This window comes from Streptomyces sp. NPDC038200 (genome assembly GCF_055600785.1).
In genome coordinates this window covers 552,085-566,393 of sequence record NZ_JBVJYH010000001.1, presented here as the reverse complement: position 1 = coordinate 566,393, position 14,309 = coordinate 552,085, and the positions used below count along the sequence as shown (strand labels likewise).

Genomic DNA, 14,309 nt, shown 5'->3' with positions numbered 1-14,309 from the left:
CGGGTTTCCGAGGACAGTAATGAGGGGCTGTGACCTGCGTCATCACATCTGAGGGAGATCTGAGCATCACGATCCGATAGCAATCGGACACGTGTCGTAGTACGGGTCCCGCGGGCGCGTATCGGGCGGGTAACGGAAGCGGCAGGCAACCCGAACCCTCTTGACGCCGTCCTTATCCATCAGCGTCACTGCCATGGTGCACGCGCGCGTGCGTGTGATCTACAAGGCCGACGCGAACCGAGACCGTACGACCGCTGAACCGGAGGGGGCCGGAATGAGACTGCTCCTCGTCGAGGACGACAACCACGTCGCCGCGGCGCTGTCGGCCGTCCTCGCGCGGCACGGTTTCCATGTCACGCACGCGCGCAGCGGCGAGGAAGCGCTCCAGGCACTCGTTCCCGAGGGCGCCGGCTTCGGCGTCGTCCTGCTCGACCTCGGCCTGCCCGACCAGGACGGCTACGAGGTCTGCGGCAAGATCCGCAAGCGCACCAGCATCCCGGTGATCATGGTCACCGCGCGCGCCGACGTCCGCTCGCGCATCCACGGGCTCAACCTGGGCGCCGACGACTACGTCGTGAAGCCCTACGACACCGGGGAACTGCTCGCCCGGATCCACGCCGTCAGCCGGCGCACCGTGCACGAGGACCCCGCGGCCGGCAGCGAGAACGCCCTGCTCCTCGGCTCCGTCCGCATCGAACTGCCCACCCGGCAGGTGAGCGTGGACGGCGCGGTGATCCAGCTCACCCGCAAGGAGTTCGACCTGCTGGCCCTGCTCGCCCAGCGGCCCGGGGTGGTCTTCCGCCGGGAACAGATCATCAGTGAGGTCTGGCGCACCGCCTGGGAGGGCACCGGCCGCACCCTGGAGGTGCACGTCGCCTCCCTGCGCGCCAAGCTGCGCATGCCCGCGCTGATCGAGACCGTACGCGGCGTCGGCTACCGGCTCGTCGCCCCGGCCGCCTAGCGGGGCCGGGTGCGCACACGTCTCCTCCCGCTGCTCATCGTCCTGCTGGCGGCCGTCCTGCTCGCGCTGGGCATCCCGCTCGCCGGCAGTGTGGCCGCCGCCCAGCAGCAGCGGGTCGTCGTCGACCGGATCGACGACACGGCACGGTTCGCCGCGCTCGCCCAGTTCGTCACCGACGCCCCCAGCGGATCACGGCGCACCACCACGGACGAGCGCGGGGAGACCCTGCGCAGCGAACTGAAGAGCTACCACGGCGTCTACGGCATCCGCGCCGGTGTCTTCTACCGCAACGGTTCGGCCATGGCCAACGCACCGGGCGACTGGTTCGTACCGCGGACGGGGGAGGTCCGCAGGGCGTTCGACGAGGCGCTGCTCAGCCGGCGCAGCCATGACCCGGGACAGGTGTGGCCCTGGCAGCGCGGCCGGCTCGTCGTGGCCTCGCCGGTGATCCGGGACGGGGACGTCGTCGCGGTCGTGGTCACCGACTCGCCCACCGGACAGCTGCGTTCCCGGATCCTGCGCGGCTGGCTGCTCATCGGCGCGGGCGAGATCGCGGCCATGCTGTTCGCCGTCGGCGCGGCACTGCGGCTCACCGGCTGGGTGCTCAAGCCGGTACGGGTGCTGGACGCCACCACCCACGACATCGCCACCGGGCGTCTGAAGTCCCGGGTCGCGGTCGCCGGCGGTCCGCCGGAACTCAGACGACTGGCCCGCTCGTTCAACGAGATGGCGGACAACGTCGAGGACGTGCTGGAGCAGCAGCGCGCCTTCGTCGCCGACGCCTCGCACCAGCTGCGCAACCCGCTCTCGGCGCTGCTGCTCCGTATCGAACTGCTCGCCCTCGAACTCCCGGAGGACAACGCGGAGATCGCCTCGGTGCGCACCGAGGGCAAGCGGCTCGCGCAGGTCCTGGACGACCTGCTCGACCTGGCGCTGGCCGAGCACGCCGAGGCCGATCTGAGCCTGACCGACATCGGCGCGCTGGCCGAGGAGCGGGTGGCCGCGTGGGCGCCGGCCGCCGAGGCCAGGGGCGTCCGGCTGACCGGCGACTGCCCGCCCACCACCGCCTGGGCCGACCCGATCGCCCTGTCCAGCGCGCTGGACGCGGTCATCGACAACGCCGTGAAGTTCACCCCGGAGGGCGGCACGGTGGAGGTGGGTGTCGCCGCCGACGGTGACACCACCACGGTCGTCGTCACCGACACCGGACCGGGCCTCACCGACGACGAACTCGCGCGGGTGGGCGACCGTTTCTGGCGCAGCGGCCGGCACCAGAACGTGAAGGGCTCGGGCCTGGGCCTGTCCATCACCCGCGCCCTGCTCGCGGCGGGCGGCGGCTCGATCGACTACGCCCACCACGAGCCGCGGGGGCTCCGGGTGACGGTCACGGTGCCACGGCACCCGGAGACCGGCGAGGAGCCGGCGGGCGCCGCTTCCTGAGGCGTTCCGGCGGGCCGGAGCGCGCCGGGCGGGAGTCGCTCCGCCCCGCACCCGGGCATCGTCCGCACCGCGGGTCCTAGGGCTTCATCGACCGGTAGTAGCGCCGGGCGCCCTCCTGGAGTAGCAGCGGGTCGGTGTAGACGGCGGTGCGCAGGTCGACCAGCTGGGCGGAGTGGACGTGCCGGCCGATGCCGTCCCGGCTGTCGATCACCGTGCGGGTCACCCACTCGGTCAGCCGGGGGTCCATGTCCGTGCGGGTCACCAGCAGGTTGGACACGGCGATGGTCGGCACCTGCGTACCGTGCTGGACGTTCGGGTAGGCCGACTCGGGGATGTTGGTGGCCCGGTAGTAGCGCGCGCCCTCGCCCTCGTCGTGCAGCCTGGCGACGAGCCCATCGTCGATCGGCACGAACCGGAAGGCACCCTTCTGCGCCAGCCCGGCCAGCCCCTTCGTGGGCAGGCCGCCGGACCAGAAGAAGGCGTCGATCTTCCCCTGCTGCAAGCGCGCGGGACCGGTGTCTATGCCGTCGCCCGCCGGCGTGATGTCCTTCCGCGGGTCGATTCCGGCGGCCCGCAGCACCCGCTCGGCGATCAGCCGCACGCCGGAATGGGGCAGTCCGGTCGCCACCCGCTTGTGCCGCAGGTCCGCGACGCTCCTGATGTCCGAGTCGCGGGGCACGATGAGATGCATGTAGTCGTCGTAGAGCCGGGCCACCCCGCGCAGCCGGCCGGCGCCGCTGCCGTGCCGCAGCTGGTACGTCGCCACCGCGTCGGCCGCCGCGATGGTGAAGTCGGCCTGCCCGGTGGCCACGCGCTGGACGTTCTCCTGCGAACCGGCGCTGTTGAGCAGCTTCACCTTCAGGCCCGGCATGTCCTTGCCCAGCTCGGCGCGCAGCCGCTCGCCGTACTCCTGGTAGACCCCGCGGGGCGTGCCGGTGCTGAACACGATCGTCCCGCTCGGCGGTTTCTCGCCCAACGGCAGCAGCCACCACAGCAGCAGCCCGAGGGCCACGACACCGACGGCCGCGCCCTGCAGCGCTCGGCGCCTGCTGACCCGGGGGAACCTCTTGGACATGCGGCGATCCTGCCAGGCGACGCGCGACCCTGACCAGGGCCGGGGGGCACTCGGGGGCCGGCCGCGGGCGACGGGCGCTGTCGGTGGCGGCCGTTAGAGTCGCCGTATGAGCACTTCGCCCGCCCACCTCGTCCGTGAGTTCCACCAGGTCTTCGGCCTGGCCGCCCGCAGCACGCCGGCCGAGGTGGACCCCGAACTGGCCGCCCACCGTGGGGAACTGCTGGCGGAGGAGGCCGCCGAGGTCGCCGAGGTCGCGGTGCAGGGACCGCTGGACCGGCTCGCGCACGAGCTGGCCGACGTGGTGTACGTGGCCTACGGCACGGCGCTGGTGCACGGCATCGACCTCGACGAGGTGATCGCCGAGATCCACCGCGCCAACATGAGCAAGGTCGGCCCGGACGGGCAGATCGCCCGCCGGGCCGACGGCAAGGTTCTCAAGGGGGAGCACTACCGGGCACCGGACGTGTCCGCCGTACTGCGCCGCCAGGGCTGGATACCGGGCGGCGCCGCCTGACCCGCGCGGCCGGGACGTGCCCCGGCCGCGCTCACGGTGCCGGGCCGCTACGACGACAGCGAGCCGCCCGCCAGCTTCCACTCGCGGTGCAGGGCGCCCAGGGGGACGCTCCGCTGGATCACCGGGGTCCCGAAGATCGACAGCTGGAGGCGCAGCGTGCCGGAGAGGTCGACGCCGCCGTAGACCGCCCAGGTGCCGTCCGCCTTCGGCTCGCTGCCGTCGGTCGCGGCGGTGATCGTGCCGGCGGCCTCGCCGCGCAGGTACGGGGCCAGGTCGGCGGTGACGCCGACGGTGCCGTAGAGGCCCACCGTGGCCTCGGCGCCGAGGGCCGTCTTCACGCTGCCGGCGGTGCTGACGGAGGCGCGTACGGGGGTGCCGGTCATGTCCGACGAACTGACCGGCGTCCAGCCCTTGGCCGGGCCGAAGGTGCCGCCCGCCTTGAAGTCGCCCTTCAGGCTCTGCTCGACGTCGACGGTCACCCGGCCGTCGGCACTGATCTGGAAGTAGCAGGTCAGATCGAGGTTGACGACGACGGGGACCGGGCCGACCTGGAGGACGGGGTCGGCGTGCAGCTTGGCGAACGGGATCCGCAGCGGGCTGCCGCCGGTGGACGCCGCGGCCCGCCCCCTGACGGCCCAGCCGGAGGTCCAGTCGCCGGACACACCGAGATACGCCGAGCCGGGCGGCGCGTCGGTCCCGGCGCCGCCGTAGGCGAAGTCGACCTGCGGGGCGACCTGGACGAAGCCGTGCACGGAGGCGGAGGCCGACGCGGAGGCGTTCCGGGAGGTGGGCACCTCGGCGCTGACGTCGAGCCGGAGACTGCCGAGCGGCACCGTCGCACCCTTGGGCCCGGCGTGCACGTCACCGGTCTTCGACCAGGACACCTGCACATCGGGCAGCAGCTTGTCGACGGCGAAGGACGACGGGTCGACCGGCACGTCGCCCTGCGCCGTGTCGTCGCCGAGCAGCGCGTTGAGCGTGGCCGGTTCGGTCTGCACCTCGGTGCCGCGGTCCGTCTCGCCGATCACGTCGGTGACCTTGGCGAGCAGCCCGTGCGGCGCGCCCGGCGCCGGCGCGCTGGCGATCACGTCGCCCACGGCGGTCCGGTGCGGTGCCGCGGAGGCGCTGGCGGAAGGGCCGGGCGAACCGGGGGAACTCCCGTTCCGCCGGGGCTTGTCGGAGATGACGGCGCGCCGGGTGCGGCTGTCGTACGAGCGGACGGCGAGCGTGGTCTTGTGCGCTTGCCGGGCGGAGCGGGCGGACCGGCCGGGGCTCGCCGTGGCGGTCGCGGTGGCGGTGGGAGCGGCGGCGACGGTGAGCGCGTGGTCCGCGGCGTCGGCGCGGTCCTCGGCGGCCCGGATCCGCTGTTCGTGTCCGGCGGCCGGCCGGTGGTCGGCCTGCGGCGCGGGCGAGGAACAGGCCGCGGCGAGGAACAGGGCGGTCACGGCGAAGGAGGGCAGCAGGGCACGCCTGTGCCTCATGCGTCTGTGCAAGGTGGGTCCTGAGGGGGAGTGGGGGGTGGCAGAGAGGCACCGACACCGGTCCTACTCATGGGTAGAACCGGTCGGTAACCAGTGGTCGAGCCATGAGCATGCCACCCCCTGCACACGGGTCGCCCACGATCCGGCCACAACTCAACGTGACCTGTGCCACGAGGAGTTGTGGCGTGGCGGAGTCAGCGTCCCGTCAGGCCCGTGCCGCCGAGCCGGGACAACAGGTCCGCGAGGCCGGCGAGGTCCGCCGCGGACCACGCGGGGCCGGCGAAGATCTCGGCGGCGGTCTCCTCCGCCGTGGCCAGCATCTCCGTCAGGCGCCGCCGGCCCGTCGCGGTCAGCGCCGCGTACGCCACGCGCGCGTCCCGGGCGTCCGGCTCCCGGGTCACGAGCCCGATCCGCTCCAGCGGCGCCAGCCCGCGCGTGACCCCGGAGGCGGTCAGCCCCAGCGACTCGGCGAGGTCGACCCGGCGCATCCGGCCGCCGGGCGCCTGTCCCAGCCGGAGCAGCAGCGTGAAGTCCGCGAGGCTCACGCCGTGCAGCCCGCTCAGCCGCGCGTCGAAACGTCGTACGAGTGCCGTCTGGGCCCGTACCAGCCGCAGCGCGGCGTCCAGGGCCTCGCTCACCGGTCACCCCTCCCGGATTCCTTGCCGCATCCTTGACTGCTCAAGTTTATGGTCTCGTTTCAGACGCCGGTCGTGCGGGCGGCGCGGCGCTGCCGCTTGCCCAGCGGGGCCTGGGAGAGGTCCTCGGCCGTGGTCCGCAGACGCTTGAAGCCGTAGCCGCGCTCGGCCAGCCACGCCGTCGCCGTCTCCTCGGCCTGCTCCGTCGCCTCCAGGATGTCCTCCTCTTCCTCGCCCGTGGCGGAGAAACGGAAGGTGAAGGCGGGCCGGGCCGTGATGTCGTAGGTGAGGGTGCCCTCGGGGGTGAAGGCGGCGCGCAGGACGTCGTGTTCCGGGGCCTCGGCGAGCAGAGCGGCACGCTGGGCGTCGGTGAGGGCGTCGAAGGCGCCGCGGACGGTGATACGGAAGGTTCGGGTACTCATTCGGCGACCATAGGCACAGCGCGGGCGAGTCCTCCACCGGGTTTCCGAGGCCGCTCGGCGCGGCGGGTTCCCGGACCGGACGGTCCTGGCGGCGGCGGGCTCACGGCTCGGACGGTCCTGGTGGCGGCGGGTTCACGGGCCCGGACGGCTCTGGCGGCGGCGGGTTCACACGCCCGGGTGGCCCTGATGGATGAAGGCCGCCCAGGCCGCCGGGTGTTCCAGCCGGTGGTTTCCGTCCAGCTCGGCGAGGAGTTCAGGAGGGAGCGGGCCGGGGGCGCGGCGGTGCGGGTCGAGCATCCACAGCTGGGCGGCCCGCAGGGCGTCGGCGGGGCCGCGGCCCTCGATGGCCAGACAGTGGTGGAAGACGGTCATCATCAGCGCCGTGTCGGAGTCCTGGGCCGTCCAGCGCGACCCCACCACATCACGCGCGCCGCCCGCCAGGAACGCGGTCGTCAGCGTGAGCGCCTCGTCGTGGTCACGGGTGGTCAGGTCCGTCTCGCAGGCACTGAGCACGACCAACGGCCCTTCCGCGCCATCCCGTTCGGCCCGTGGGCGGGCCAGCAGCCGGGCCACGGTCAGCCGGTCGGGGTCGGGGTCGGGTCGGTCGTCGGTGCCCGGGCGGCCGTCGGGGTGCGCCAGAAGCAGGGACGACGTCGTCGGGTGGGTGCCGGCCGAGGCGTGGCAGGCCAGGTGGAGCAGGGACGGGACGCCGTCGAGCAGGTCGAGGACCTCGTCCGGGGTGCCGGACGCCAGCGGTGGCACGGGCGGCTCGTACATGTCGCCGTACAACCGCGCCCGCGGGTAGCAGGAGCGGTACAGCGCCGTCACCTCCAGTCCGGCGTGCGGGAGGGTCAGACTGGCGTCCGCCACCAGGACCGGGTCGGCGGCGGGGGCGCGCCGGGTGCGCCGTACCGCGTCCAGGAACTGGCGGCCGGACGCCGCGTAACTGATCACCATCATCTGGCAGAGGTACTCGTGCGGCGCCCCGGCCGGCAGGCGGGCCGCATGCCAGGGGACGATGCCGAGCCGGCCGCACGGCACCAGCACGATCCGCGGCGGGCCGGGACGGCGCCGTTCCCCGTCGGCGGCGAGCCGCTCCGTGAGACCGGCCAGGACGGGCGTGACGACCACCTCGGTCGCCCAGTCGCACAGCTCCGACAGCGCCTGCCGCCAGGTCTCCGTCGTCGCGGCGCCGGGCCGGCGCTGACGGGCCGCGGAGGCGTCCAGGTAGCGCTCCAGGGGACCGCTGTGCTCGCCGGACAGCAGCGGCAACGCCTGTACGCCGGTATCGGTGCCCGGCCCCACCAGGATCGCCGCGCCCGGCATGCCGCCCTCGCCGGCCAGCAGGTACAGCAGGGCGTCCGCGCCGCTCTCCGCGAGCCCCGCCCGCAGCTCCGCCACCGTCGGGGTACGGAACAGGGCGCCGCCGGGATCCCGGTGACCGAGCGCTTCCAGGGCGCGGCGGCGCAGGGAGCTGGGCAGTTCGCGGGGGAGCGCGCCGGGCCCGGTCTCGCCGTGGGCGCTCGCCGAACGCCAGGCCCGCGCCAGCTCGTGGTGCCCGCGCTCCTCCAGCAGCTCGGGGACGGCCCGCGAGGTGGACGCGGCCTGCAGCACCAGCGCGCGGCCGAGTTCGAGCGCCGCCACGGCCTCCGCCACACGGCCCTCGGCGGCCGCCCGGACGGCGGCCCGCACCCCGCGGTCCGCGCCGGACCGGGCGGTCAGCAACCCGTGGTCCGGCCCGGTCTGCAGGACGACGTCCGCGGCGAGCGCCTGCAGGGACTCCAGCGCCGCGTCCGTGGCCGCGTCCCGGTCCACCGGGTCCTCGGTGCGGGTGAAACGCGTCCGGAGGTTCTCCGCCAGCAGCCACAGCCCGTCCGCGGCGAGCTGGGGCGACAGTCCCTGCCGGATCCGCTCGCGGAACCGCTCCAGTTCTCCGATGGCGGCGTCCAGGTCGGCGGGATCCCCGGTGGCGGAGTACCGCAGGGTGGCCGTCATCCCGGAGGCGCACAGGGCGTCCGGGGCGGCTTCCGGCGGTGCGGGCGTGTGCGCGGGGAGCTGGTCGGGGGTCCGGCCCACGACGGCCCGGGTGGCGCGCAGTCCGTCCTTGAGCGCGGTCAGCAGGGTCTCGGGGATGAAGGGCATCCCCTCGGACGAGCCGCTCATGAACGTCTCCTGATGGGTGAGGCCCCGCAGGAGGACGTCCGTGTCGCGGGTGTGCGTGCCGAGTTCGGTGAGCGCGAGGCCGAGCCCCAGCAGCACGATGGGGCGGACGGGGTGGTCGGCGGGGGTGGACCGCTCCAGGGACTCCAGTTCGGCCACCGCCCGGGCGATCTCCTCGCCGGACTCGGTCTCCCGCGCCCTGCGTGCCTCGGCGACCAGCGTCAGCACCTGTGTCGCGACGGTGAGCCCGGCCGAGGGGGGAACGGCGGTCTGCCGGGCGAAGTACTCCGCCACCGACTGCAACTGGTCACGGGCGAGGGAACCGTCCTGATGGCTGCCGCCGAGCGGCTGGCCGATCTGGAGCACGAGCCGCATCACGGTTCTGATCTCGTCCGCCCCGCCGTGGTCGTCCGGCAGCCGGTCCAGCTCCGCGCCCAGCCGCCGGAGGATGTGGTTGACGGCTTCCGGGTCACCGCTGCGCAGCGCCTCCGAGCCGCCGACCAGCGCGGTGATCACGGCGTTGGAGGGGGAGGGGGCGCCGGTGTCCGGGACGACGGGCGGCGCGTCGGAGCTGGGCGCAGGCTCGCCGGAGCCGGAGCCGGAGCCGGAGCCGGAGCCGGGGCTGGTGCCGAGGCCGGGGCCGGGGCTGAGGAAGGAGCCGGGGACGACGGGGGCGGGCTCGTCGGGTTGCGGTGTCGGTGGGTCGGGCTGCTCCGCCATCGCGGTCAGGAGCATGCGCACCTGCTCCCGGAACGGAAAGTCCCCGGGCAGCAGTGCCAGCAGCGTCTCCGGGTCGTCGAAGCCGGCGCGCGACAGGTGGGACAGCACGCCGCGCAGCTGCCCCAGCTTCTCGTGGACCTCCGGGGGCAGCGACAGCGTCTCGGCCTCGCCGGCCAGCGCCGTCACGTCCGCCGCGAGGGCCTCCCCGTCGCCGGGGCCCGCCTGCGCGGCCCAGTCGAAGACGGACCAGAAGTCCGCGGAGCGCCCCGCCGCGCCGCGCGGTTGCCCGGGCGCGGACAGGGTCAGCAGGAGCAGTGCCGCCCGACTGCGGTCCTCCTCCTCGGCCGCCGCTCCGGCCGCCGTCGCCGGATCGTGTACCTCGCGCAGCAGCCGCTGCGCCCGCTCGCGGTCCTCCGGCGTCCCGAGCCCCGCGGAGAACCGCAGGGCCAGCAGGCCGCCGAGCCCCAGGGTGATCTTGGCGAGCAATGCCCCGTCGTGGTCCAGCAGGTCGCGCAGCGCGGTGAGTTCGGCCAGCGGACCCTCGAACTCCGCGGAGGTCGCCGTACCGTCGCGCAGCCGGCCGATCAACTCGTTGGCCCGCCCGCTCGCTTCGGCGGCCCAGACCCGCAGCCCCCGGACGCCCCCGCTCTCCTCGTCGCCCATGGTTCCCCCCGTCCCGCCGGCCACCGCACACGTCCGCGCCCCGGCTCCTCGTCGGCCCCCGTCGCCTCATGATGCCCCCGCCACGCCCCGTCCGGGCGGCTCTTGCCGCCGACTCCCGTACGACGCCCGGTATGCGACCGGGTGCCGCCCGCCGGTCCGGTGCCGTCCGCCCGGCCCGGTCGTCGGCGGGGCGAACACCGGGCGACGTCCGGACCGGCCGTTCACCGCGCCCCGGTTCCGCTGTTTCCCTGACAGTTGACGGGACTACGGGGAGGGGGCGGGGTGGACCTCGGGGAAGCGACCGCGCCCGTGGTCGCGGTGGTCGGAGTCGTCGGGACGCTGCTGTCCGCGCTGCTGACCCAGCGCGCGGCCGACCGCAGCCGCCGGCGCGAGCAGGAGCGCGCCGAGGCCGTGCGGGAGCGGCGCCGGCACGCCCAGGAGCTGCGCGCGTGCTACGTCGCCCTGAACAGTTCCGCCCGGCAGTATCTGGCCGCGCTCACGGACCAGGTGCACGCGCTGGGCCGGGAGGAGGAGCTGCGGACCGTACGGCAGCGGCTCACGGAGGCCCGCGACCAGTACCGGGACGTCTACGCGGAGGCCCAGTTGCGGATGCCGGAGCGGGTGCTCGACCTCGCGGCCGGGTTCAGTCACGACCTCGGGGCGGTCTACGGCATGGTGCGGCGCCTGGACGACGGGAACCCGGGTGCCGGGGACTCGCCGGCGGTCGTGCGGGAGAGCATCGACGAACTGTGGGGCCGGCTACGGCGGATGCGGCGCGAGATGCGCACCGAACTGGGTGCGTTCCGGGCGGAGTCCGGTCGGTGAGCGTGCCGAAGGCGGGACCTTGTGGCCGTGCGCCCCGGGGGTCGGCATAGTGGCAGTGATCCCGGGGCTGTCGAGGTTCCGGGCGGCGAGACGCCGTGGCGGTGCCGGGCCGGAGCGGAACGCGTTCCGGGCGCCCTTCGTCCACCAGGGCCGCCCCGGCCCGGCATGTCCCGGCACGGCGCGTCCGGAACGTCGAAGACCGTGAACGCAGTAGGGAGGACGGCGTGAACGAGGAGGATGCGGGGGCCGCGGACCGGCTGCTCGGCCTGATCGGCGAGCACCGCGACACCATCCGCCAGGCACTGGACGACACGCAGTACGCGCTGTTGCTGACGAGGCTGACGGCCCTCGCGGCGACGGCGCCGGACGACGACCGGGCGGTCCGCAAGGCACTCATGGGCGTCCGCCTGGCGCTGCTGCAGCTGCCGCTGGACCACCCGGTGCGCCGGTCGGTGGACGGTTCCCGCCAACACGTGGCGCCGCCCGGACCGGGGACCGTGGCCGGTGCGCAGGAGCTGGCGGCCTGGTTCCGGCTGCCGTCGCCGGTGCGTGAACCGGCGCACGGCGGTGACCGCGAGCAGGGGCGGCTGCTGGGGGAACCGGCCCTGTCGGCCGACGAGGCGCGGATCCGCTGCGGCGGGTCGCCGCCCCCGGAACTGATCAGACTGCGCGACCCCCGGGACGGCGACCGCTACCCGGAGTTCCAGTTCGCCCCGTCCGGCGGTACCCCGCACGGCGTCGTTCTGGAGGTCAACCGGCTGCTGCTGGCGGACATCGACCCGTGGGGCGCCGCGGCCTGGTGGTTCAGCGGCAACACCTGGCTGGGCGGCACCCCCGCGGGACTGCTCGGCCGGCTCCCCGACCAGCGGCTGGTCGGCGCGGCCCGGGAACTGGCGGAGGGGGAGTGATGGGCGGCTTCTTCCCCATGATCGACCTGAAGCTGCGCCCGCACCGCCGGGTGATCCCGGCGGGCACGGAGCTGTGGCGGGTGCACCTGTCCCGGTACGCGCCGGACGAGTTCAACCCGCGGCTCGCCGACATCCACTTCGACGGGGGCCGCTTCGACGGCACGGTGCTGGACCAGTACCACAGCCTGTACCTGGCGGAGAGCGCGCTGACGGCGCTCGCGGAGAGCGTGCTGCGCTCCCGGCCCTACGACCCGCCGGCCGGCGACCGTACGATCCCCTACCGCGCCGTGTGGCAGCGGTCGCTGAGCTGTCTGCGCACCCGGTCCGACCTCACCCTGGTCTCCCTGGTCAGCGGCACGGACCTGGCCGCCGTGTGCCAGGACGCCAGGCTCCTGGAGGACGAGAGCAACTACGCCCGGGCGCGGCGCTGGTCGAGCGAGATCCGGGCGCAGGCGTCGGATGCGATGGGGCTGATCTGGGAGTCACGGCGCAACCGGTCCGAGCACGCGCTGGTGCTTTACCACGACCGCTGCGCGGGGCCCGGCGGCGTACCGCTGGAGGTGCTGCCCGGCCGGGGCATCCCGGACCTCGGCTCCGCGGAGGGCCGTGAGCGGGCCGACGAACTTCTCGCGCCGCTGTACGCGCGGATCGCCAGGCCCGAGTGGCCCGCATGACGGTCCGACGGGGCTGACAGCCCCGACGGGTCCGGCGACCACGGGGGGCGCCGGACCCGTGCCGCCCGGCCGGAGGTGCGGCCGGGCGGCAGGCCCTGCCAGGGCCCCGGATCAGCGCTTGGCGGCCGGTGGCTGGGCGTCACGGGCCGGTGGGACCAGGCCGTGGTCGGCGACGGGACGCGGGTGGAACACGGTGAGGAGCGGCCCCGCCATGGCCGTGGTCACGACGGCCATCATGACCATCAGGGAGTACAACCGCTCGTCGAGGACGCCGAGTTGCAGTCCGGCGGTGAGGATGATCAGTTCCGTGAGGCCCCTGGTGTTCATGAGGGTGGCGAGCACCGCCGACTGGCGCGTCGTGACGCCGTGTGCCCGCGCGCTCAGGAATGCGCCGAGGAACTTCCCGCTGACCGCGACGAGCAGAATGAGGGCGAAGTCCAGCCATCCGGACCGCCCGAGGTGGGACAGATCGACTTTCAGGCCCACGATGATGAAGAAGACCGGCAGCAGGAGCCGGCCGCTCACATGACCGATCCGGTCCGTGACGTCCGCGCGGAGCCGCTCGGTCGACTCCTTCGGCATCACCACACCGAAGAAGAAGGCGCCGAAAATGAAGTGGAGGCCGATCTTCTCGGTGATGGCGCCCGAGACGAGAAGCCCGGCGAGAAGGGTCGTCAGCAGCGCGGGACCCAGTCGGCCGTCCGCCGCGGCGACCATTCTCCGCAGCAGCGGGCGGACCACCCACAGCATCACGGCGGCGTACGGCACGAGCAGCAGGAGCAGCCACTGACCGGTGCCGCCCCCGCCGGCCAGCGCCACCACGGCGGCGAGCATGCACCAGGCGAGCACGTCACCGATCGCGGCGCAGGCCAGCGCCAGCCCGCCGACCGGGGTGTGCTGCATCTCGCGGTCCGTGAGAATGCGGGCCAGCACCGGGAACGCGGTCACCGACATCGCCGTACCCATGAAGAGCACGAAACCCAGCCGGTGGCCCGGGGCGTTGTCCTCCATCAGCGTCAGGGCGAGCAGAGCGCCCAGCCCGAACGGCAGAAGGATGGAGGAGACCGACACGGTGGCCGCGAGTCTCCCCGTGCCCCGCAGCATTTCCCGGTCCAGTTCCAGACCGACGATGAACATGAAGACGGCCATGCCCACGTCGGCCAGGCCGGTGAGCATCGGCCGGATGTCGGTGGGAAAGAGAAAGTCCGACACGGTATGGCCCAGGAAAGTGGGGCCGAGTAAGATTCCCGCGATTACCTCGCCGATGACCGCGGGTTGGGAGAATCGCTGTGCCGCAAGGCCCAGGAGATGGGCGAGGACGAGTATGAGGGCGAGGTCGGAAAAGAGCGCGAACAGTTGGTTCGTGGTCACCGGTCCCTGCCTTGATGACGGGTCGCCTGTGCTGCCCGGAATTCGTTGAGGTGTCGCCGATGTACACGGTCATGCTTCGTTGTACATGCCTTCTTTGTCAACGGCGGCCCTTTGTGTCGGGGTGTCGGCGGGCGGTGCGGTCGGCGCGGAGTATCCGGATTTACCGGGAAGAGCAGCTATCTGCGGGGCCTCGTAAATGCGACCGGAAATCCCCTTGACCATGACGACTTTAGAGCTCGTAACACGATCATGATCGCGTCTTAGAAGCTCCGGCTCGGCCCGCGGCGGGGGTGGTGTCTGTGGGAAGCAGCGACGTCTGTTGGGTCCGGGGCGGGGGTGGTCTTCCTGTCTGTCCGTAAGCGGGGGATGCTGTCTCTCTTGCTGTCCGAGGAAGGCGGGGGCTATGGAGAGTTCTGAAAGTCTGGCGTTAGCAGCTGTGCAAGTCATAACGGCAGCGGCA

The 14,309-nt window shown here is 73.5% G+C and carries 12 protein-coding genes; 6 read left to right on the top strand and 6 right to left on the bottom strand.

What is annotated here, in order from left to right; genetic code table 11:
- The first annotated feature begins 274 nt into the window (after window positions 1-274).
- Together ACZ7KF_RS02345 and ACZ7KF_RS02340 are read left to right on the top strand one after the other, a co-directional pair.
- Window positions 275-961, top strand: a complete 687-nt coding sequence (locus tag ACZ7KF_RS02345; protein ID WP_471068567.1) for a response regulator transcription factor — start codon at window positions 275-277, stop codon at window positions 959-961.
- Between the two features lie 9 nt (window positions 962-970).
- Window positions 971-2,401 carry a sensor histidine kinase gene (locus tag ACZ7KF_RS02340; RefSeq protein WP_471068564.1) on the top strand — a complete coding sequence of 477 codons (1,431 nt, stop codon included), beginning with the start codon at window positions 971-973 and terminating at the stop codon, window positions 2,399-2,401.
- Window positions 2,402-2,477: 76 nt separating this feature from the next.
- On the opposite strand, the gene ACZ7KF_RS02335 is transcribed toward ACZ7KF_RS02340, so the two are convergent.
- Window positions 2,478-3,476 carry a TAXI family TRAP transporter solute-binding subunit gene (locus ACZ7KF_RS02335; RefSeq protein WP_471068561.1) on the bottom strand — a complete coding sequence of 333 codons (999 nt, stop codon included), beginning with the start codon at window positions 3,474-3,476 and terminating at the stop codon, window positions 2,478-2,480.
- Between the two features lie 106 nt (window positions 3,477-3,582).
- Here ACZ7KF_RS02335 and ACZ7KF_RS02330 point away from each other — a divergent pair, with 106 nt between their 5' ends.
- Window positions 3,583-3,990 (top strand): pyrophosphohydrolase domain-containing protein, encoded by a 408-nt coding sequence (locus tag ACZ7KF_RS02330; RefSeq protein ID WP_471068558.1) that lies wholly within the window; start codon window positions 3,583-3,585, stop codon window positions 3,988-3,990.
- A gap of 47 nt (window positions 3,991-4,037) precedes the next feature.
- Here ACZ7KF_RS02330 and ACZ7KF_RS02325 read toward each other — a convergent pair whose 3' ends face one another.
- The 4 genes from ACZ7KF_RS02325 to ACZ7KF_RS02310 form a co-directional block, all read right to left on the bottom strand.
- On the bottom strand, window positions 4,038-5,471 hold the full coding sequence (locus ACZ7KF_RS02325) for a hypothetical protein (RefSeq protein ID WP_471068556.1): 1,434 nt from the start codon (window positions 5,469-5,471) through the stop codon (window positions 4,038-4,040).
- A gap of 194 nt (window positions 5,472-5,665) precedes the next feature.
- Window positions 5,666-6,109 (bottom strand): MarR family winged helix-turn-helix transcriptional regulator, encoded by a 444-nt coding sequence (locus ACZ7KF_RS02320; RefSeq protein ID WP_471068553.1) that lies wholly within the window; start codon window positions 6,107-6,109, stop codon window positions 5,666-5,668.
- A 59-nt stretch (window positions 6,110-6,168) separates the two neighbouring features.
- Window positions 6,169-6,528 carry a DUF6204 family protein gene (locus ACZ7KF_RS02315; RefSeq protein ID WP_471068551.1) on the bottom strand — a complete coding sequence of 120 codons (360 nt, stop codon included), beginning with the start codon at window positions 6,526-6,528 and terminating at the stop codon, window positions 6,169-6,171.
- Between the two features lie 165 nt (window positions 6,529-6,693).
- Complete coding sequence (locus tag ACZ7KF_RS02310) at window positions 6,694-10,071, bottom strand: CHAT domain-containing protein (RefSeq protein WP_471068548.1); 3,378 nt, start codon at window positions 10,069-10,071, stop codon at window positions 6,694-6,696.
- Between the two features lie 282 nt (window positions 10,072-10,353).
- Between ACZ7KF_RS02310 and ACZ7KF_RS02305 the strand changes: the two genes are divergently transcribed.
- The 3 genes from ACZ7KF_RS02305 (at window position 10,354) to ACZ7KF_RS02295 (ending at window position 12,478) form a co-directional block, all read left to right on the top strand.
- Entirely contained in the window at window positions 10,354-10,896 is a 543-nt protein-coding gene (locus tag ACZ7KF_RS02305) for a hypothetical protein (protein ID WP_471068545.1), read from the top strand.
- 224 nt (window positions 10,897-11,120) lie between these two features.
- Window positions 11,121-11,804, top strand: coding sequence for a hypothetical protein (locus ACZ7KF_RS02300; RefSeq protein WP_471068543.1), 684 nt, complete (start codon window positions 11,121-11,123; stop codon window positions 11,802-11,804).
- Window positions 11,804-12,478, top strand: coding sequence for an RES family NAD+ phosphorylase (locus tag ACZ7KF_RS02295; protein WP_471068541.1), 675 nt, complete (start codon window positions 11,804-11,806; stop codon window positions 12,476-12,478). Before ACZ7KF_RS02300 ends, ACZ7KF_RS02295 begins: the two co-directional genes overlap by 1 nt.
- A 111-nt stretch (window positions 12,479-12,589) precedes the next feature.
- On the opposite strand, the gene ACZ7KF_RS02290 is transcribed toward ACZ7KF_RS02295, so the two are convergent.
- On the bottom strand, window positions 12,590-13,849 hold the full coding sequence (locus ACZ7KF_RS02290) for a cation:proton antiporter domain-containing protein (RefSeq protein WP_471068539.1): 1,260 nt from the start codon (window positions 13,847-13,849) through the stop codon (window positions 12,590-12,592).
- Window positions 13,850-14,309: the final 460 nt, after the last annotated feature.